Origin of the sequence: Proteus sp. TJ1640 (assembly GCF_003144445.1) — a bacterium.
In the GTDB taxonomy this organism is placed as follows: domain Bacteria; phylum Pseudomonadota; class Gammaproteobacteria; order Enterobacterales; family Enterobacteriaceae; genus Proteus; species Proteus penneri.
On sequence record NZ_PENY01000010.1, the window covers coordinates 90,344 to 109,705 of the forward strand.

Annotated in this window: 18 protein-coding genes; 12 read left to right on the top strand and 6 right to left on the bottom strand. The window is 38.0% G+C overall.

From position 1 onward, the window contains the following. Positions 1-13: 13 nt before the first annotated feature. Both DK861_RS03405 and dsdX read right to left on the bottom strand, forming a co-directional pair. The gene (locus tag DK861_RS03405; protein ID WP_109399251.1) at positions 14-1,342 is read right to left on the bottom strand and encodes a D-serine ammonia-lyase; all 1,329 of its coding nucleotides are present in this window, start codon (positions 1,340-1,342) and stop codon (positions 14-16) included. Positions 1,343-1,354: 12 nt separating this feature from the next. After that, positions 1,355-2,692, bottom strand: coding sequence for a D-serine transporter DsdX (gene dsdX, locus DK861_RS03410; protein ID WP_072063609.1), 1,338 nt, complete (start codon positions 2,690-2,692; stop codon positions 1,355-1,357). Positions 2,693-2,915: 223 nt separating this feature from the next. Here dsdX and dsdC point away from each other — a divergent pair, with 223 nt between their 5' ends. Next, positions 2,916-3,860, top strand: a complete 945-nt coding sequence (gene dsdC / locus DK861_RS03415) for a DNA-binding transcriptional regulator DsdC (protein ID WP_109399252.1) — start codon at positions 2,916-2,918, stop codon at positions 3,858-3,860. A gap of 230 nt (positions 3,861-4,090) precedes the next feature. On the opposite strand, the gene gss is transcribed toward dsdC, so the two are convergent. Next, entirely contained in the window at positions 4,091-5,968 is a 1,878-nt protein-coding gene (gene gss / locus DK861_RS03420; protein ID WP_109399253.1) for a bifunctional glutathionylspermidine amidase/synthase, read from the bottom strand. 602 nt (positions 5,969-6,570) lie between these two features. On the opposite strand from gss, the gene DK861_RS03425 reads away from it, so the two are divergent. The 6 genes from DK861_RS03425 to efeB all read left to right on the top strand — a co-directional run bounded on the left by DK861_RS03425 (position 6,571) and on the right by efeB (position 11,143). Next, a complete protein-coding gene (locus tag DK861_RS03425) occupies positions 6,571-6,858 on the top strand; it encodes a helix-turn-helix transcriptional regulator (RefSeq protein WP_072063612.1) in 288 nt (95 codons plus the stop codon). Between the two features lie 303 nt (positions 6,859-7,161). Further along, positions 7,162-7,719: an iron transporter gene (locus DK861_RS03430; protein WP_006534977.1), complete on the top strand. Its 558-nt coding sequence runs from the start codon at positions 7,162-7,164 to the stop codon at positions 7,717-7,719. Between the two features lie 69 nt (positions 7,720-7,788). Continuing rightward, positions 7,789-8,136: a cupredoxin domain-containing protein gene (locus DK861_RS03435; RefSeq protein ID WP_072063614.1), complete on the top strand. Its 348-nt coding sequence runs from the start codon at positions 7,789-7,791 to the stop codon at positions 8,134-8,136. A 2-nt stretch (positions 8,137-8,138) separates the two neighbouring features. Continuing rightward, positions 8,139-8,975 (top strand): FTR1 family protein, encoded by an 837-nt coding sequence (locus tag DK861_RS03440; protein ID WP_109399254.1) that lies wholly within the window; start codon positions 8,139-8,141, stop codon positions 8,973-8,975. Then, positions 8,965-9,888 (top strand): EfeM/EfeO family lipoprotein, encoded by a 924-nt coding sequence (locus DK861_RS03445; protein ID WP_109399255.1) that lies wholly within the window; start codon positions 8,965-8,967, stop codon positions 9,886-9,888. Before DK861_RS03440 ends, DK861_RS03445 begins: the two co-directional genes overlap by 11 nt. After that, positions 9,878-11,143 (top strand): iron uptake transporter deferrochelatase/peroxidase subunit, encoded by a 1,266-nt coding sequence (gene efeB / locus DK861_RS03450; RefSeq protein ID WP_204101242.1) that lies wholly within the window; start codon positions 9,878-9,880, stop codon positions 11,141-11,143. Before DK861_RS03445 ends, efeB begins: the two co-directional genes overlap by 11 nt. 64 nt (positions 11,144-11,207) lie before the next feature. Here the strand turns inward: efeB and DK861_RS03455 are convergent, their stop codons facing one another. Further along, positions 11,208-11,897 carry a helix-turn-helix domain-containing protein gene (locus tag DK861_RS03455; protein WP_109399257.1) on the bottom strand — a complete coding sequence of 230 codons (690 nt, stop codon included), beginning with the start codon at positions 11,895-11,897 and terminating at the stop codon, positions 11,208-11,210. Positions 11,898-12,128: 231 nt separating this feature from the next. Here DK861_RS03455 and DK861_RS03460 point away from each other — a divergent pair, with 231 nt between their 5' ends. From DK861_RS03460 to htpX, 5 genes are all read left to right on the top strand, one after another. Further along, positions 12,129-14,486, top strand: coding sequence for a molybdopterin-dependent oxidoreductase (locus DK861_RS03460; protein WP_109399258.1), 2,358 nt, complete (start codon positions 12,129-12,131; stop codon positions 14,484-14,486). A 2-nt stretch (positions 14,487-14,488) separates the two neighbouring features. Next, on the top strand, positions 14,489-15,040 hold the full coding sequence (locus DK861_RS03465) for a 4Fe-4S dicluster domain-containing protein (RefSeq protein WP_109399259.1): 552 nt from the start codon (positions 14,489-14,491) through the stop codon (positions 15,038-15,040). A gap of 2 nt (positions 15,041-15,042) precedes the next feature. Then, a complete protein-coding gene (locus DK861_RS03470; RefSeq protein ID WP_109399260.1) occupies positions 15,043-15,861 on the top strand; it encodes a DmsC/YnfH family molybdoenzyme membrane anchor subunit in 819 nt (272 codons plus the stop codon). A gap of 288 nt (positions 15,862-16,149) precedes the next feature. Next, on the top strand, positions 16,150-16,710 hold the full coding sequence (locus DK861_RS03475; RefSeq protein WP_109399261.1) for a LemA family protein: 561 nt from the start codon (positions 16,150-16,152) through the stop codon (positions 16,708-16,710). 76 nt (positions 16,711-16,786) lie between these two features. After that, entirely contained in the window at positions 16,787-17,752 is a 966-nt protein-coding gene (gene htpX, locus DK861_RS03480) for a zinc metalloprotease HtpX (protein WP_109399262.1), read from the top strand. Between the two features lie 100 nt (positions 17,753-17,852). Here the strand turns inward: htpX and DK861_RS03485 are convergent, their stop codons facing one another. Both DK861_RS03485 and DK861_RS03490 read right to left on the bottom strand, forming a co-directional pair. Beyond that, positions 17,853-18,035: a DUF2526 family protein gene (locus DK861_RS03485; RefSeq protein ID WP_006534992.1), complete on the bottom strand. Its 183-nt coding sequence runs from the start codon at positions 18,033-18,035 to the stop codon at positions 17,853-17,855. An 87-nt stretch (positions 18,036-18,122) separates the two neighbouring features. Further along, positions 18,123-19,355, bottom strand: coding sequence for an MFS transporter (locus DK861_RS03490; RefSeq protein ID WP_072063625.1), 1,233 nt, complete (start codon positions 19,353-19,355; stop codon positions 18,123-18,125). Positions 19,356-19,362 lie beyond the last annotated feature (7 nt).

Below are 19,362 nucleotides of genomic sequence, written 5' to 3' on the forward strand. Positions count from 1 at the left end.
CCCGCTCTACACTCTATTTTCCTTGAGCGAGATATTTTTGCATTTCATCCTCAGGAACCATACCCCCACCAGTCGCCCATACTAAATGCGTGGCATTTTGCATTTTTTGGCTGTCTAGTGATAAACCTTGCAGATAATCTTTAGCTTGAGTGACATGTACAGCTCCCACCATTCCTGCTAAAGCCGAAGGTTCTAACTTAATTCCTTCTTCTTTATTTAATAAACTAAGTAAGTCATAAAGCGCTTGATCATCAATAGTGTAATAACCATCAATTAAGCGCTCCATTGCTCGACCAACAAAGCCTGATGCGCGGCCAACAGCCAGACCATCAGCGGCAGTGACGTTATCGATACCAATCTCTTGTACAGAGATCCCTTCATGTAATTGGGTATAAACGCCCAATAACATACAAGGTGAATGTGTTGGCTCAGCAAATAAACAGTGCACTGCATCACCAAATGCCAGTTTTAGCCCGAAAGCAACACCACCAGGGCCACCACCAACACCACAAGGTAAATAAACAAACAGAGGATGTTCACTATCAACACGAACACCTTGTTCTTCAAATTGACGTTTTAAACGTAATCCCGCTACCGCATAACCCAAAAACAATGTTTTTGAGTTTTCATCATCAATAAAGAAACAGTTAGGATCTTTCTCAGCTTCTTTACGACCTTCTTCTACCGCAATGCTGTAATCTTGTTCATATTCAACAACATTAACGCCATGAGAACGTAATTTATCTTTCTTCCACTGACGTGCATCAGCAGACATATGAACACTCACACTAAAGCCTAATTTCGCACTCATGATCCCAATAGACATACCTAAGTTGCCTGTTGAGCCTACCGCGATACTATATTGGCTAAAGAATTCACGGAATTTATCAGAGAATAATTTTTCATAATTATCATCTGTACTCAGTAATCCCGCGTTGATTGCCAATTTCTCAGCGTGCGTTAATACTTCATAAATCCCACCACGCGCTTTAATTGAACCTGAAATGGGGAGATGGCTATCCTTTTTCAAACGCAATTGACCGCTAATGGATGTGTTATAGCGCTTTTCAAGAGCAACTTTCATCTTAGGAATATCAATCACCTCAGATTCGATAATCCCTTGAGTCACAGCCGTTTCTGGAAATGCTTTAGCTAAATAAGGTGCAAAACGTTGTAACCGTGCTTGTGCATCAATTACATCATCTTGCGTTAAACCAACATATGGAAGTCCCTGGTCAGTGGTGGTCACGTTTGGGTTAAACCAAACCACTTCTTTTAAGTCCACTAAGTCACGCACTAGTGGAAAATGACTGATTAATTTATTTATATCTATATGGCTCATAGTCGTTCTCTTTTATATGACAAAAGAAAGCATAAATGTACCGCCTAATGCGACAAAGGAGGCAATAAAGGTCGCGACACTGTAAAAACGAAAAGTTTCACTTAAAGTTGCATTACAATACTGTTTCACTAACCAAAACAGTGAGTCTGTGACGATGGTACAACCAATAGCACCTGAACCAATTGCTAATGTAATAATTTCAGGGCTAATGTCTGGGTATAAAGGCATTAATGGCGCAACAATTGCAGTAGCCCCCATCATTGCAACCGTTGCAGAACCTACTGCAGCATGAAGGATAATGGCAACTAACCAAGCCAATAAAATAGGATGCATATCTAAATTAGAAAGAATTAACGCTAAAGATTCACTTAAACCACTGCCTTTTAAAATGCCATTAAAAGCGCCACCCGCACCAATAATTAATAAAATGTTGGCAATAGAGCTAAAGCTATCTTCTGTTTTCTTCAATAAAGTATTCATGCCCATATTACGGCGAATACCTAATACATAATAAGCAACAAAGGCAGCAATAAACATTGCAGTAATTGGATTACCAATAAACTGTAATGCGGTATAAACCGATGTGCCTTTAGTCATATTTAATTCTGCAGCTGTTTTTATCAGCATCAGAAAAATTGGCAATAATACGGTAAAGAGAGTGGCACCGAGCGAAGGTAAATCTTTTTCTTCACGAATTTCCATGTCAGAAAATTCTTCAGGTACAGTTTTAAATGGTAAGCGCTCGCCTAACATTTTTAAGAATAAAGGCCCGCCCACTAAAGATGCGACTAAACCAACAGCAAGACCCGCAACAATAACGGTTCCCATATCTGCCCCTAATTCATTAGTCACGAATAGTGCAGCAGGGTGAGGAGGAACAATACAGTGAACAGCCATTAATGCTGTACATAATGGAATAGCTAATTTTAATAATGAAGTATTTGTTTTTTTCGCAATTGAGAAAGCAAGAGGAATAAGTAATACCACACCCACTTCAACAAAGAGTGTAATACCACAAATAAGACCAACTAATACCATAATAACGTCTGGAGATAACCAACGACATTTTTGTAATGTAATACCGATGCGTTCTGCGGCACCTGATATTTCCATCATCTTACCAAGAATGGTTCCTAAACCGATAATTGCTGCTAAAAATCCTAACGTACCGCCAATGCCGTTTTCAATCGCATTTACCATTTCTAAAGGATTCATCTTCATTGCTGTACCCACGAAGAAGCTTGCCAATAGTAAGGCTAAAAACGGATGAAACTTAAATTTTATTATAGTAAAAACAATGAGCAAAATACTAATTATAAGGGTACCCAGCACCCATAACGTTGAGTCCATACATCCATCCCAAATATTTTATTTATTGTTATTCATATTGAATATTAATCATTAAGCACTTACAAATGATGAAAAATCACACTAAGATGAACTCAGTTAATTCAAATAAGTGATATAAAGCACAAATAATTACATTTTGATAAGTAGTAGCATGGCCTTTCATCTTAACATTAGCTTGATTATTAACTTGCGTTACTATTAATAACAAAACGAGAATAAAAGAATGTTTGAATCTTCTAGCGTGATTTTAAGAAATAAACGATTATCCAGTTATCAATTAGCAAGACTTCACACTTTTGAAGCAACAGGTCGCCACCTTTCATTCGCTTTAGCGGCAGAAGAACTGTCATTAACTCCCAGCGCCATTAGCCACCGTATTAATACATTAGAAGAAGAGCTGGGCATTAAGCTGTTTAACCGCTTTCATCGCCGAATAGAGTTAACAGAAGAAGGTGAACGAATTTATTGGGCACTTAAAAAAACGCTAGAAGATATTAACCAAGAAATTTTAGATATTCATAACCAAGAAGTTTCAGGCGTTCTCACTGTTTATTCTCGACCTTCTATTGCCCAATGTTGGCTAGTTCCTCGTATTTCAGATTTTACTGAGCGTTATCCATCTATTGAATTAAACCTGTTTACAGGAAATGATGATATTAACTTTCGAGGTTATGGTATTGATCTCGCAATCTATTTTGATGATAAGCAACTGCAAAACCTTTATTGTGAAGATTTAATCTCAGAATCTATTATTCCTGTATGTAGTCCTAAATATGCGAAAAAACATGAGCTTATTGGCAATATTCATCATCTTTCTAATTGTACTTTGCTACATGATAGGCAAGCTTGGAGCAATAATTCTGATTTCGATGAATGGCGAGCTTGGGGTGAATATATGGGGCTTTCACTTTTTCCTAATCGTAGCAATATCTGTTTTGACCGCTCTGATCTTGCTGTTATTGCTGCGGTTAACCACTCAGGAGTGGCAATGGGAAGAAAGCGTTTAGTGCAAAAACAACTGGCTAATAAAGAATTAATTATCCCTTTTGATAATAGTGAGCTTTTTTGTGCTCAGCGTTATTACCTTGTCACTCGAAATGAAAAGAATAATGCTAAAGTACAGCTTTTCATTCAGTGGCTAAAAAAGCAAATCAAGGAAAATATGTAATTTTTTCAAGGAAAATCCGATGAAAGAAATGATATTCACAACACAACAACTTATTGCAATTTCCGTATAAATCCACTCATCAAATTCAAACGTTGAAAGCGATGCTAATAACTCACTAACTGTTTGAATTTTTGTGTCATTTTATTTCCCACCAAGAGTACTAGTTATTCTTAAAATAAACCCGCCAATTAGGCGGGCTTATTATTTCTTAATTCTAAACGTCTATGATCTTATTTAGCTAAAAAGTGTTTATCTTCAATCACAATTAAAGGTTCAATATCACTCTCTTTTTTAATCACTAGCGTTGGATCTGAACGTAAACAACAACCGCCATAATGCCCACCCACGGTGAAAGTACAAACTTGGATATAACGATTTGCTACTTTTGGTAAACACCATAATTCTTGGTAAATATTTTCTTGGTGATCAAAATGACCATGAGTTTCATCTAACACATTTTCTTTATGATCGACTAAACCAATGTTACTACCACAACGACCCGCTATCGGTTTAACTGCATAACCACTTTGTGCAAGACGAGGTGTTACGGTGAAATCAGTATCTAATAAATAACGGTTATCAGGGAACAATTGCCATAAGATAGGTAAAATTGCTTTATTACTTGGAATAAGTGTCCAAAGAGGCTCAAAAACGGTAATTTCAGGACGTAAAAGTACATCAACCAAGCGAACTTCACCTTCAGGGTGCCCTGTACGAATAGGGATCAGCGCTTGTTGCTCACTCTCTTCTCTTAGTTGGTCTAATGCCGTTTCCCAAGCCCATGTTTTCCATACACATTCAACAATGCGCTTATCTGCATCAATCAATTGACCACGGCTATTCCAATGAAGCTCATCCAATCCACGTAGAATTTTACTGTGATAACCCGCTTGAGTCAGTGATTGTTGCATAAAGAGAGCGTGATAATCTTCTTCACTATCATCATCTTGAAGAATATGCACAAAAGGTTTTGCATCACAGTGTTTCCAAGCATCCGCTAATGCATCAAGTAAGCGTTCTCCAGGGTTAAAGCCCTCTTTAATTCCACCTTTCTGCGCCCATTTCTCAATGATTAAGCCCGCTTCAGTATGACAAGAGGCTGAGTCTGCATTATATTCATAAACTTTGACTCCTCGCTCATCCATACAAAAATCTAATCGTCCCGTGATCATTTGATGGCGCCTGTTTTGCCATGACAAACGAATACGAGGCCACAGCACTTCAGGGATATCGAATAAACGCAGTAACTTATCGTCTTTCAACACTTTTTCAGTTGCATGCAAATACATCAAATGCATTTCATTACTTGCGCGAATAAGCTCCTGCTCTGCACTTTCTGAAATGGTGAAATATTCATAGCTATCTTGATTGATAATATGACCGTGCTGAGCTAGAACATAGGCTTTTTCCAGAGGTGAGCTTTCATCTAGCCACTTCCCATCGAATTGGCCTTTATTATCAAGCTTTGCAGCATGAATATTTAACAGCTCAGGCATGATTTTAGGTTGAGGAAGGCTATAAACATTAGGCTCTGTTTGGATCATCCAACCTAATAGAGTTGTATTATCAAAGGTATCTTGAATAAAGTAGCCATTATCCGTCACTTTAAGCGGTAATTCCCTAGTCCACTGTTGCCCCATAGGTAATTTAGTGTGGATAACATTTTGTTCCGCAATACGAACTTTATCTTCAAGCACTTCAGTAATAACAGCAACATGCCCTGTTATTTTAAACTCACCACCTTCGTGCCAAATTAGCAAAGCGCCCACAGCTGGAGGTTGTTTGCTACCATTTTCAAAGGCTTGTAATGGTAATATATCATCGTCTATGGTTTTACGTAAAAAACGCAATGAGAAGATCTCATAAGCCATTCCCACATCAGTAAATACAGCACCGTAATGCAGATAAAGAAAACGACGAGCAAACTCAACACACTGCCACTTGTGCCCCATATATTCATTACCAATATAACTACGGAATGAATCATTAGCAGCATAGTCTTCTTTATCAATACTGCTGTAATCTGAAGAGTAAATCGCGACACCACCGGGCGCATAACCTAGTAATGTTCCAAATGGTTCATGACGAATGACATCTTTTACATTCATAATCTCGACCTTGACGATAAATAAATAATTACCCTGCAACACTTATAATCTTGCCTAAGTATTATAGTTAACAATCTTAACGCCGTAGCCTATTAGATGTGAATGTAATTTTATAAAAGTCAGTAAAGTGAAGAGAGTCGTTTAAATTTAACACGAGTTTAAGAAAAGAAATCTTACTGATATAAAAAAAAACTCAAAAATAACCCATTATAAAAATACATAAAAGGTATTTTCGAGTATAAACACAGTCAAAGAGGGTTTTGTCTTTTTTGTTATAGTCTCATTATTTACTCTTTATTAATCATAAATGCGAGCACAAATAATAAATAAAATGGCGTTTAGGCAATATATAGCACTGTTTATCAAAATTTTCTCGATTATCCTGCTAGAAAAAGGAAGGATATCAAAATAGTTTAATAAAAATTAATATCATCTTATAGCCTGACGGGTATAAATAATTCATCCCATTAACCGATAACACTATAGAATGGATTTTACTCATTCAAGCCGGAGTGCTTGTTTACTTTGAAGATCCATCCCAGAAACTTGATATTCGAATTATTGAATATTATTGGTGGTTGATAGGAAGAATGAGGTCACTAATGTCAAAGATTTATCCCATTTCTCAAATTATTGGGCATAAAATTCGTAAGCAACGCCAGCAACTTCGCTTATCAGCAAAGGTTGTCGCTGAACGAGTTGGTATTAGCCAACAACAATTTTCACGTTATGAGAATGGGCTATGTAAAATTGATGTTGATATGCTCTTTCATATTGCACAAGAGCTAAAAGTCACGCCTGCATTTTTCCTACCGCCAAATGAAGAGCAAGTTTCTGCTGTGGCACTGACACAGTCCAAACAGTTTTGGAGTGCTCAAAGTCAAATTTAATATTCTTAGTATGGAAATCTTCTGTCTTATCATTTCATTAAGGTAAATAGGATTTCCATATATCATTCTTAATTGAATGATTTTATGGGATATTATCATCTGAAGCGATTAATTCCATTTATATATTTCCTTCAAAACAACAAATTTTTTTCTTTTATAAAAGAAAATGTTATCACTATTTTTACTCACTTTCCGACCAACTTAAGCGATATTTTTCGTATAAATTATCTCCTATTTCTAATACAAATCATGCTAACCTTAACAAGAATAATAACAATTATCATTCAATAATAGAGGTTAAACATGAAATATCGCTATGCACTCTCTCTCACTGCTTTCTCATTTCTTTCTGCGTCCGCTTTAGCTGTTGAATATCCAGTTGGTCATCCTATTATTAAAAATGGTATGGAAATTCAAGGAGTTTATCTCCAACCTATCACCATGGATGTTGAAGAAGGCCATCATGCGATGAATCACTTGGCTGCTGATAAGGCAGATATCCATTTAGAAGCCGATATTCATGCCACAGAAGATAATCCGAATGGATTTGCTGAAGGCGATTGGATCCCGTACCTCACCATTGAATACACCGTAACAAAATCCGATGCACCTGCGAAAAAACAGCAAGGTACATTTATGGCGATGGTTGCCAACGATGGTCCTCACTATGGTGAAAACCTGAAGCTGGATGGAAATGGTCAATATAATGTGACCTATAAGATTTACCCACCTTCATACAACAAAGATATCGTTTTTGGTCGCCATATCGATAAAGAAACGGGTGTTGCACCTTGGTTTGAACCCTTTGAAGTGTCATGGGATTTCACCTATAGCGGTACTGGCCGTAAAGGTAGTTACTAATTAGCTTGATAACGGATAAATCCAACCATTTGGATTTATCCTTTTTCTCTTTTTTTAAGTGAAACGCTGATGATCAAAATTCTCTCTAGATACACATTATTGCTACTGTTAATGGTGACATCCTCTGTTTTGGCAGCAGAGAAATACACCGTTGAATTAGAAATGAAAGATGGTGAACTTATTCCTCAAGTGCTCGAAGTACCCGCTAAAACCCCCATTAGAATAAAAATTCGTAATACAGGCACCAGCCCTGTTGAATTTGAAAGTACACAGTTGCGTAAAGAAAAAGTATTAGCACCAGGCGCAAATTCTGTCGTTGTCATCGCACCGCTAAAACCGGGTCGTTACACCTTCTTTGATGATTTTCACCTTTCTCATCCTCAAGGTGAAATTGTTGCAACTGAAAAGGCAGAGTAAATATGGGACAAGTTCTGTTTGTTGTTTGGCGAGAAAGTTTTGAAGCGCTATTAGTAGTAGGCATTATTTATGCGTGGATAAAACGTTCACCTGCACCACAACAAGGTATGAAATATTTATGGGGTGGCGTGGTATTTGGGTTATTTCTTGCCATTATTCTAGCGCTAAGTATATATGGCGTATTTAGCTCACTCGAAGATATATGGCAATCTCTATTTATGATCGCAATGGAGATCATCGCTTGTGTACTTATTGTACAGATGGTTTATTGGATGAATGGGCAAGGAAAATCATTAAAAGCAAATATAGAAAATGAACTCACCCAAAAAACACAGCAACAAAGTGCATGGGGTATTTTACTGATTATTGCTATTGCAATTGCCAGAGAAGGCAGTGAAGTTGTTGTCTTCCTCTCTAGCCATATTATGGCTCTCAATACACAAACAGCACTGCCTTTCTTTATCGAAGTCTTTATTGGTTTACTTGTCGCAGCATTCACTCTATGGCTATTTTTACTGACATCAAAAGTTATTTCATGGCGCTATTTCTTTACCGTAACAGGATTTTTACTGCTATTCCTTGCCGTTTCTTTGCTCTTAAAAGCCGTAGAAGAAATTGTAAATTTACTCATTGAAATAGATTTCGAATTACCTGATTTCTTTATTTACCCACTTTGGGATATTAGCCATATTCTGGATGATTCCAGTGTCTTTGGTAATTTTTTGGTCTCGTTTTTTGCTTATCGCTCTCAACCCATAGGTTTAAGCGTGGTGACATTTATTGTGTTTTGGGTGGTTGTTGCACTGTTATTTAAGCGAGGTGCTCGCCATGCTAAATAATGCAAAATCGAAAAGTAAAAATATCATAGCTTCTCTATTTATCTTGTTATTTTCTTTTCCCGTTTATGCCGAGAAAATTATTCAAGGTATTATTCAAGATAGCGAGACTATCGTTATTGCCAAAGGGGATATTCCTACCCCTGAAAAATTTAAAACTGATATTTTAAAGTACCGAGAAAAGGCCGTTGAGCAATTAACGCTAGTTGAAAAATCACTCGATAAATTAATCGAATATAGTGAAAAAAATCAGCTTATGAATGCTCAAAATGCTTATCAACAAGCACATTATCACTATGAAGTTATTCGCCCTATTATTGCGCTTTTTGGATCAAGCGAACGTTTATTAAATAACCGAGCTGATTTCTTTCTTGAAAGAGAAAACTCACCTCGTTTTTCAGGGTTTCATTTAGTTGAATATCAACTCTTTAAATTAAAAGATACGCAAAAAGCGACAGAGTCCGCAAAAGTGCTATTAAGAGGTATTAGTGATCTAAAAAAACGTTTAGCTATTGAAGATATCCCCATTCCCAAATTAGTCCAATCGGCGGGTGATAGCTTAGAATTGATTTTAATTGACAAACTTGCGGGTATTGAAAATCAATATTCAAACAGCGATCTGGGTGATGCTTATGCCAATTTATCTGGATCACGCTTAATCGTAGCGATCTTATCTAATCATATTCCCCCTACTGAATATCAACGGCTTATCAAACAATATGACGATATTGGTGCTCTGCTTTTAAAATATCAGCGTGATGAAGGTTTATTCCAACCTTTAAGTGCCGTTCCTGAAACAGAAAAAAGCTGGCTTTTCTCTCAAGTAACACAATTAGCAGAGCAAGTGGCAAACTTACGTGCCACCCTCGATATTGATGTTTACTATCACTATAAAGAAGCAAGTGATGAAAAATAAAACTCTCTTTAAACCATTATTAAAAAGTCCTGTGAACCTCGATAAACGTACAACGTTAAAGTGGTTAGGTGGGAGCTTATTACTCGCCAGTATAGGGGTTAATGCACAACAAAAACAATGTGCTTCATCTGTGCCCCGTTATCAACGTGCGATTGCTTATTTAGGTAAACACCAAGCAGGAGTTATTACTCAAGAACAAAAACACGCCTCATTTATTGCTCTTAATCTAACAGTCACTACTGTTGATGAAGTGAAAAAAATATTCGCAACTCTGACACAACGAATTGCGTTTTTAACACAACCTCGTGAACTAGAGCAGAGAGCAAACCCACATCTTCCTCCTGCTGAATCAGGTATTTTAGGAACACAATTATACCCCGATGAATTAACCGTCACTGTCGCGTTAGGTGATAGCTTTTTTGATAATCGTTTTGGTTTCCAGCCTAAAAAACCCAAACGCTTAGAGCCTATGAAACCCTTTCCTAATGACCGATTAGATCCAAAATGGTGTGGTGGCGATGTTCTACTCCAGTTTTGTGCTAATAGCCAAGAAAGCGTCATTTATGCGTTAAGAGATATTTTAAAATATCTTTCTGGTCAAGTTTATGCGGTATGGAAAATTGATGGCTTTCTTCCTGCTCGCGATATTGATAATCACCAAACACCGATTAACCTTTTTGGTTTTAAAGATGGTTCAGGCAACGCACCTTCATCTGATAATAGCCTGATGGACTCGCTAGTCTGGATCACGGAAGAACAAAAAGAGCCCCAATGGTGTTTAGGCGGAAGCTATCAAGCAGTGCGTCTTATTCGGTTTGCATTGGAATTTTGGGATAGAACACCGCTTGAAGATCAAGAGAATAACTTTGGTCGTCATCGATCAACGGGTGCCCCAATAGGTATGAAGCAAGAGATGTACGATCCACAGTTTGAAAAAGATCCCCATGGCGACCGAGTGCTGTTTGATTCTCATATGCGAAGAGCCGAACCAAGAAATCCAGAGCGTTACAGTGCAAAACTACGCCGACGCAGTTACAGCTATTCATTAGGTTTAACACCTTCAGGCCAACTAGATATGGGACTTATTTTTATCTCATTTCAAAATAACCTTAAAAAAGGCTTTATTGATACCCAAAAACGCTTAGACGGTGAACCATTAGAGCGCTATATCAAACCTTTCGGTGGTGGTTATTACTTCGTGTTACCCGGTATATCTCAAGAAGGTGACATTCTAGCAAAAGGACTATTCGATTAATCAACACTCGATTTTAGGCACTTGGCATTGAATGCCAAAGTGCCTAAATAAGTTTTTTAGCAAATTAACGGCAGAAATGCGCCATTTTTGCTTTTAATGCATCACCTAACTCCATTTGCCTTTCAGGTTCAATAAATCCCATCGTCAATGCAGCCGCCACCATTTCCCCTTTTTTATTCAGTACAGGGCATGAAATAGATTGTGCGCCAGGAATGCCTTCTGCTGGCTCATGACGAATAGCAAAACCTTGTTGGCGAATAGCATTTCGCTGCTTTTGTGATAACTCTGCTTCAATCAGTAAATCACTAAAGGTGGCAAAAACAGCCCCCGCGGCACTGACTTTATGAGGAACCGGCGTATCTGGTAAAAAATCGATATCCACATGTTTAAAACTACGATTATATCGTGTTAAAAAAAGCTGGTTACCTTGTGCAATCACCAATCCTGTGGACATATTATGTTCATCTCTAAACTCACATAATAATTGATTAATTTCATCTATAATGGATTGCGGTTTTGGTGTCGCCTGAGCTAATAAAAGAATTTTACTCCCCAAGCAATACTGACTTCCGCCACTCTCTTGATACAACATTTCTGAGCGACAAAGTGAGACTAAATACTTATGTAAGCGACTTTTTGAAAGCGAACAGGCTTTTGCAATATCTGACGATCGGGCAATACCTCCATTCGAAGCAATAAATTCAAGAATGGTAATAGCGATATCAACCGAGTTAACTCCTTGAGAATTCTGCATTTATTTTTCCCACACCTATCCGTTATTTACTTTATTTTATGACGATATCCCATTATTCTTTTTTTGTCATTTTTACTAGTTTATTTCACTAAAACCTCATTTTTAATATGACTTTTTAGCCATTTTCTGTCGATTATTTTCTTTGTCTATTTTTAGATGATCTACCTCAATGTTAACTATATATGAATTGAGTTTATATATAGTTAACTTTTCTTGTGCGTGAGAATGTCTATGTCTAAAAATCAAAAGTGGGAATTAAATAGAAGAACGTTGTTAAAAGGAATGGGTGCCATTGGCGTAGCAGCCCTTTCTCCTAACGCGTTCAGTCTAGTTAATGAAAATAAACCCATATTTAACCAAAAACCACGGATAAAATTATCCGAATATAAAACCTTTCGTTCAACCTGTGCGATGGAATGTTTGCACTGTAACCTAACAGCTTTTACACATAAGGGGCAACTTATCAAAATTGAAGCCACTGAAGGCTTTAATGTGAAATGCTGTTTACGAGGTATGAGTCGAACTAAGTGGGTATACCATAAAGATCGTTTAACCACACCTTTATTGCGTGTGGGTGAAAAAGGAAAAGCGGAGTTCAAACCTATTAGTTGGGATGAAGCGTTAGATCTCATTGAAAAGAATATTAGAGAAACCATTGATAAGTTTGGTAATGAGGGATTATTTATTTCCACTCATGCGGGCAATATGGACTCAATTAAAAATGATATGGGTAAAGCCTTTTTCGATTACTTAGGCGGTTCAACAAAACAAGCTGGCTCTCTTTGTTGCTCTGCGGTAACCGCGGCAATGATCCCAATGGTGGGTCTACGTTATGCAGATACTCGCGATACAGTAAAGGATAGTCGCTATATTCTTTGCTGGGGAAATAACCCCGCAGTTACTATGCAAGCGTATTTTAAAAACTACAACCAAGCTCGCAGAAATGGCGCCAGAATGGTGGTTATTGATCCTCGCTTTAATGAAACTGCAGCTAAAGCCGATGAGTGGATCCCTATCGTTCCCGGAACTGATACGGCACTTGCGTTAGGTATGATCAAAATTATCATTGAAGAAAATCTCACTGATAAGCCTTTTTTGCGTGCGCATACTGGTGCCGTTTACCTTGTTAACCCACAACAAAAACTATTACGTCAATCTGATGATGATAAAGATAGTTATCTCGTTTTTGATACGTTAAGCCAGCAGCTTGTTCACCATGAGACACCCAACATTGTTCCTGCGTTAACTCATGATGAACTACCTGCTAATGCTGATTATGTGACTGTCTTTGAGCAAATTGTGACTGTCTTTGAGCAAATTTACCAACAAGCACAACCTTGGACTGTCGAAAAAACCAGCCAAGAAACGGATATCCCAAAAGAAACTATTATCCGTTTAGCGCGTGATTATGCCACCACCAAACCGGCGATGATTGTACAAAATATGTCAGGCGCTCAACGCACTGAATTTGGTGCTTATGTTGCTGCTAGCCAATTTTATCTTGCATTATTAACTGGCAATATCGGTAAAAAAGGCGCTGGAATTTGTGATGCGGGTGGCGCTCGTCAAATGGCAAAATTTAGCCCGATTATTCCACCAGCACCTAATGCAAAACCCATCAAACCTATCCCCGTTGCAAAAGTGGGTGATTGGATTGTCAATGAAAGACCACACCCAATTAACTTTTGGTGGATCATGACAATGGGCGTGATGACACAACTTCCTAATACGAATATGGTGCGTAATGCACTGAAAAAAGTGCCTTTCGTCGTTGTCGCTGATAACTTGATGTCATCCACAGCACTTTATGCCGATCTTGTACTCCCTGTTACCACTATTTTTGAAGATACCAGTTTAATGGCAGGGGTTCGTAGTCAATATGTACAATTAATGGAAAAAGCGGTTGAACCACCAGGAGAAGCAAAACCTGATTATTGGATCTTTGCTCGTCTTGCTGAACGTTTTGGTTTTGGTGACGTGTTTAACCAACCAATTGAACACTATATTGATGCTTGTCTTAAAGGCTCCGGCATTACGCGTGACATGTTAGAAAAGGGCCCAGTACGTCCAGTTGAAGGCGACTGGATCCCCTTTAAAGATGGCATTTTCCGTACTTCAACAAAAAAAGCACACTTCTTTATTGAAGAGTGGCAGAATAAAAACTTCTCTCCTGTTGTCACCTATTATCCCGTAAAAGAATCGACAAAAGGCTCACCTGAACTTGCTAAAAAATACCCATTAATGGCAGTGCAACGCAAACTCGCTCGTAGTGTTCACTCTAGCCATGGTATGAATGAGTGGATCTTAGAAGTACAGCGTAATCAACCTAATATCCTTATCCATCCTAATGATGCCTTAGCCAGAGGAATTAAAGACGGTGAATGGGCTATTGCATTTAATGATCGAGGAGAGCACCGTGCGATTGCCGTTGTGACCACGCATATTAAGCAAGGAGTCGTTTCATTAGATAATGGATGGTGGGAACAACAAGGCGGAAGCAGTAGTCATGTTACCAATGATCACGTTGAACCTTTAGGTAACGGTCATTGCTGTAATAGCACCTTAGTTAACGTAAGACGGGAGGCATGATCATGGCGAAGAAACAGTATGGTTTTTTAATAAATACCAAAGATTGCTATGGTTGCCGCACCTGCTCGATGGCCTGTAAATCCGAAAACGCCACGCCTTCAGGTGTATTGTGGCGTCGAGTTCGTGAATTCAACGAAGACCAACCCAATGCACAAGCTTTTATTACCATGTCTTGTAACCATTGTGACGATCCACAGTGTCTAAAAGTTTGCCCTGCTGACACTTATACTAAACGTGAAGACGGCATTGTTGTGCAAGATCATGACAAATGTATCGGTTGTCAAATGTGCATCATGGCGTGCCCTTATAACGCTCCGGTTTACGATCCAGTAGAAGGAAAAACCAGTAAATGCAATATGTGTGCGGATAGACTTGATGAAGGCCTAAAACCCCGTTGTGTTGAATCTTGCCCTACTGGCGCTATTGAGTTTGGTGAAATTGAAGATCTCCGTAAAAAACACACGACAAATTGGGCTTTATTAGAAAAACGCTATGGGGTTCCTGATCACACCATCAGTCATCCTAATATTGTCATTATTGGTATGGAGGATTAATCATGCATGATTATCAACTGCCGTTAGTCCTGTTTACAGTGATGAGTCAATGGGGCATTGGTGCGGTATTAGCACTTTCACTGTATCAATGGCAAAACCAAACTCAAAACGCTGCAATGTTAAGTACCAAAACATTACGAACAACCATTGCACTAATTTGGCTTATCGAAGTTGTGGGTTCATCAATGTCGATGGGACACTTAGGTGATCCGCTCGGTGCTTATCGTTCTGTATTAGGTATTGCGCATTCTTGGTTAAGTCGCGAAGCAATTGCCTTTGTAATGCTAAATGGTTTAATTTCATTATGGGCGCTTGCCAGTTGGGTACAACCTCATGCTATTCGCCGTAATAGTCTGTTTGGGCTGTTTTGTGGCGTTATTGGTTTGCCTGTTATTTTGATTACAGCACAAATCTATTACCAAATGCAGGCTCATCCTCTTTGGCATACACCAGCAACACAAATTAGCTTTATTGGCACAGCGTTATTGCTTGGTTTTGGCTCGATGATCCCTTGGTTACGTTTACAAGGTAAAATCATTAGTAACTTATTAAAAGTAGGAACTTTAGTTGGTGCATTCTTAGTTCTCGTTGGTTTGGTTATGAGAACACAAGTGCCCGGTGCAGATGTTGCAAGCCTATTATTATGGTGGCAAGTGATTGCGAGCCTGATTATTGGTATCTGCATTGCTACGTTGTCTCACAGCACGTCATTTACCAAAACTTCGCTCTCTATCATCTCTATTTTGATCCTCTTTAGTGGCGAGATCACAGGAAGAATGTTGTTCTATGGCAATGTAATGGCACAAGCACCTTGGTTCTAAATATTTTACCTCTGAGTTAAATAGTCTCGTTAACACAATTAGTTAACTCAGATTCATCCCTTATGTTTCACTTGATATTTTTTATTTACCCTAGCATTACCTTTAATTTTGCCCCGAATTTATTCGGGGTATTTTTTATCTCACTCAATATTATTGATTTTACTTTATCAGCACTCTTTTTATTTTTGATGAAATAATCATCTAGCTATCTTTATCAATAATAGGCAAAATTAACATTAATGATTGAGCACAATTCCCTGTTTACGACTAGATAAGAGAGCGCTTCGCATGACTGGATTAATTATTACCATCGCGTTATTGGGTCTTATTTTTTATTATTACAACCGTATTATCTCTATGCGAGAAGCGGTTATCTCAAGCGAAACCGAAATTTCAGTGCAATTAGATCGTCGAGGCAAAGTATTTGATAGTTTATTAGCCACCGTTAAAAAATACCTTAGCCATGAGTCTGAAGTATTTACTAAAATCACTGAATTAAGAACACAAGTTCAGAGCGCAAATACTAAAGAAGCCAAAGCGGCGGAAGATGAATTATCAAAAATTGTCTCAAGTGGCGCCATTAATGTTGCAGTTGAAAATTATCCTGAATTAAAATCCGACACTATTATGGCAAATTTACAAGAAGAGATTGTTTCAACAGAAAATAAACTCTCTTTTGCAAAACGCGGTTATAACCGTACTTTAGAACAATATCGCGCTTTTATTGCTTCTATTCCTGCGGTGTTTATTGTCAAGATTTTCCCAAGCTTAGTTATTGATAAAGAGTACTGGCGCCTTGATGAAGGAACCATTAAAACGGAAGAAGCGCGCCGCATTAATTTTGATTAATTTTATAGTAATAAAAGGTATTTATTACTTCTAGTTTGATAAGAACAGCACTTAACCGTGCTGTTTGGAGTCACCAATGGATTTCAGAAATGTTCTACGAAAAAATGCTATTCGAACTCGTTTTGTTATAGCAACATATTTACTCTTAATGCTGATGATTGGTTTGCTGGTGGATACAGCTATTGGCGCCAACCCTTATTTAGATATTACTGATAATATGTTGGCATTTCTGACGTTTCAATCTCTTCCCATTGCGACATTAATTATTCTCGCTATCTCGGTTTTATTGCTTATCTTTATTCATTTTAAGGGGCATAAAATTATGCTAACAGGAATGAATGCAAGATTAATTAGCCCAGATGAAACATTAAATGCACAAGAACGCCAACTCCTTAATATTGTTGAAGAGCTTAGCTTAAGTGCAACTCTTGGCTACATTCCTAAACTCTATCTTCTTGATACACCAGAAGCGAATGCCTTTGCCGCCGGTTGGTCTGAGAAAAATGCCTTTATTGGTGTAACAACAGGCTTATTAAATCGTCTTAATCGCCAAGAAGTACAAGCTGTATTAGCCCATGAAACAGGGCATATTATTCATGGTGATTCACGACTGACGTTATATGTTGGCATATTAGCTAACGTTATTTTGACGGTAACAAATATCTTTGGTAGTCGCTTATATATTGCCTCTGGTAACCGTGGTGGTAAAAGTAATGATGCTGCAAGCAAAGCGCGATTAATCTTAATTGTATTAAACTTGGTTTTGCCAATCATTACACAGGTGCTCTATTTCTATTTATCCCGTACTCGCGAATATATGGCAGATGCTACCGCGGTTGATTTAACCCAAGATAACCAAGCGATGATCAACGCATTAAAAAAAATTTCAGCACAGCATGATGCTGAAAATTTTGAAGATGGTTCAACGGGACGTGCTTATCGTAAAGCGGCCTTTATTTTTAATAAAGGAGACTCATTTTTCTCAACACATCCATCCATTGAAAATAGAATTGCGGTACTTGAAGGTAAAAAGACTTTTTGATCCGCATGATACAATGCAGTAAAAAGAAAAAAGCGTTTACACCGTTTTAATAAACCGGTAAAAACGCTTTTTTAATTCTTATTTCTTAACAAGAATCCGATTAATGATGTTTTTCACCGTGATGGAAAATAGCTGTGCGTAAACGCTCTTGTTGCTCATAACGTAGTGGAAATTCAATCGTTTTATCTTTACCTAATTCCACTAAAAGTTCATTCATGGTTTCAATACTGGTTGTCGCAATAGCATCATCCACCTGTTTAACCACTTCATCATAATGAGACATCTTTTATCCCCTTTCTTCATAAAATTCTTAATCGCTATCATATTACAAGTAAGAGGATTTCTGTATTTTTAGTCACATAAAGTGTGATTAAATTGAGTTAAGCGGCTTATTCTTTGTCTCTTTACCCAATAACATCACCGCTAATATTCCAATAACAATTGAAAAACTGAAAATAAGGAATATAGAGCTTATTTCAAATTGATATTGGACTAAGTATCCGACCATTAAAGGCCCTAATATTCCACCAATACGTCCTATTGCGGTTGCTGTTCCGGCACCAGTTGTTCGAATTCCATCTGGGTATTGTTCTGGCGTATAAGCATATAAAGCCCCCCAAGCCCCCAAATTAAAGAATGACAGCAACATGCCAAAAATAAGTAGCGTTGTTGTGGTATCCGCTACACTAAAATAATATGCGCTAATGGCAGTTCCCGCTAAATAAGTAACTAACACAAATTTTCGCCCATAACGCTCAATTAACCAAGCTGCCGTAAAATAACCAGGCAACTGCGCTAATGTCATAATAAGTACATATTGAAAGCTCTTAATTAAACTAAAGCCTTTTAACATGGCAACACTTGGTAACCACAAGAAAATGCCGTAATAAGAGAAAACCACACAGAACCATAAGATCCACAACATTAACGTTGAGCGACGATATTGCGGCGACCAAATTAATGCCATTGATTGACGAATCGATAAACGTGTTTTTCTCTGTAAAATATGCGATGAGGTAGGTTCAGGTAATTTTGAACGTAAATAGAGAGCATATACCGCAGGTAAGGCGCTTAATAGCATAGCCATACGCCAACCATAATCGGGAATAATAAAATAAGCAATCAAAGCCGCGATTAGCCAACCGACAGCCCAAAAACTCTCTAATAAAACAACAATGCGCCCTCGTTCATGGGTTTCTACACTTTCACTAACAAGTGTGGAAGCAACAGGTAATTCCCCACCTAATCCCATGCCAATAAAAAAGCGTAAAACAAGCACCACCATCAAAGAGCTGGCTAATGCTGTTAATCCACATCCCAAGCTAAACAGCAACAAAGTAAAGATAAAAACAGGTTTTCGCCCTTTTCTATCCGCCATAATGCCAAATACAAATGCACCAACAGCCATTCCAATTGAATTTATACTACCAATCCAACCCAATTGTGATGCCGTTAATCCCCAATCTTCTTTTAATGCCGTGAGTAAGAATGCGAGTAATCCCACATCCATTGCATCAAAAGTCCATCCCATGCCTGCAATACATAAAAGCTTATTACGAGAGATTGCCTCAGGTTTTTTACTTATTTGGCTTGCCGTTGTCATTACATAT

Bases quoted from the DNA above. Each gene is read 5' to 3' on its own strand.
- DK861_RS03405 (WP_109399251.1), bottom strand. From the start codon at position 1,342: ATGAGCCATATAGATATAAATAAATTAATCAGTCATTTTCCACTAGTG.
- dsdX (WP_072063609.1), bottom strand. From the start codon at position 2,692: ATGGACTCAACGTTATGGGTGCTGGGTACCCTTATAATTAGTATTTTG.
- dsdC (WP_109399252.1), top strand. From the start codon at position 2,916: ATGTTTGAATCTTCTAGCGTGATTTTAAGAAATAAACGATTATCCAGT.
- gss (WP_109399253.1), bottom strand. From the start codon at position 5,968: ATGAATGTAAAAGATGTCATTCGTCATGAACCATTTGGAACATTACTA.
- DK861_RS03425 (WP_072063612.1), top strand. From the start codon at position 6,571: ATGTCAAAGATTTATCCCATTTCTCAAATTATTGGGCATAAAATTCGT.
- DK861_RS03430 (WP_006534977.1), top strand. From the start codon at position 7,162: ATGAAATATCGCTATGCACTCTCTCTCACTGCTTTCTCATTTCTTTCT.
- DK861_RS03435 (WP_072063614.1), top strand. From the start codon at position 7,789: ATGATCAAAATTCTCTCTAGATACACATTATTGCTACTGTTAATGGTG.
- DK861_RS03440 (WP_109399254.1), top strand. From the start codon at position 8,139: ATGGGACAAGTTCTGTTTGTTGTTTGGCGAGAAAGTTTTGAAGCGCTA.
- DK861_RS03445 (WP_109399255.1), top strand. From the start codon at position 8,965: ATGCTAAATAATGCAAAATCGAAAAGTAAAAATATCATAGCTTCTCTA.
- efeB (WP_204101242.1), top strand. From the start codon at position 9,878: ATGAAAAATAAAACTCTCTTTAAACCATTATTAAAAAGTCCTGTGAAC.
- DK861_RS03455 (WP_109399257.1), bottom strand. From the start codon at position 11,897: ATGCAGAATTCTCAAGGAGTTAACTCGGTTGATATCGCTATTACCATT.
- DK861_RS03460 (WP_109399258.1), top strand. From the start codon at position 12,129: ATGTCTAAAAATCAAAAGTGGGAATTAAATAGAAGAACGTTGTTAAAA.
- DK861_RS03465 (WP_109399259.1), top strand. From the start codon at position 14,489: ATGGCGAAGAAACAGTATGGTTTTTTAATAAATACCAAAGATTGCTAT.
- DK861_RS03470 (WP_109399260.1), top strand. From the start codon at position 15,043: ATGCATGATTATCAACTGCCGTTAGTCCTGTTTACAGTGATGAGTCAA.
- DK861_RS03475 (WP_109399261.1), top strand. From the start codon at position 16,150: ATGACTGGATTAATTATTACCATCGCGTTATTGGGTCTTATTTTTTAT.
- htpX (WP_109399262.1), top strand. From the start codon at position 16,787: ATGGATTTCAGAAATGTTCTACGAAAAAATGCTATTCGAACTCGTTTT.
- DK861_RS03485 (WP_006534992.1), bottom strand. From the start codon at position 18,035: ATGTCTCATTATGATGAAGTGGTTAAACAGGTGGATGATGCTATTGCG.
- DK861_RS03490 (WP_072063625.1), bottom strand. From the start codon at position 19,355: ATGACAACGGCAAGCCAAATAAGTAAAAAACCTGAGGCAATCTCTCGT.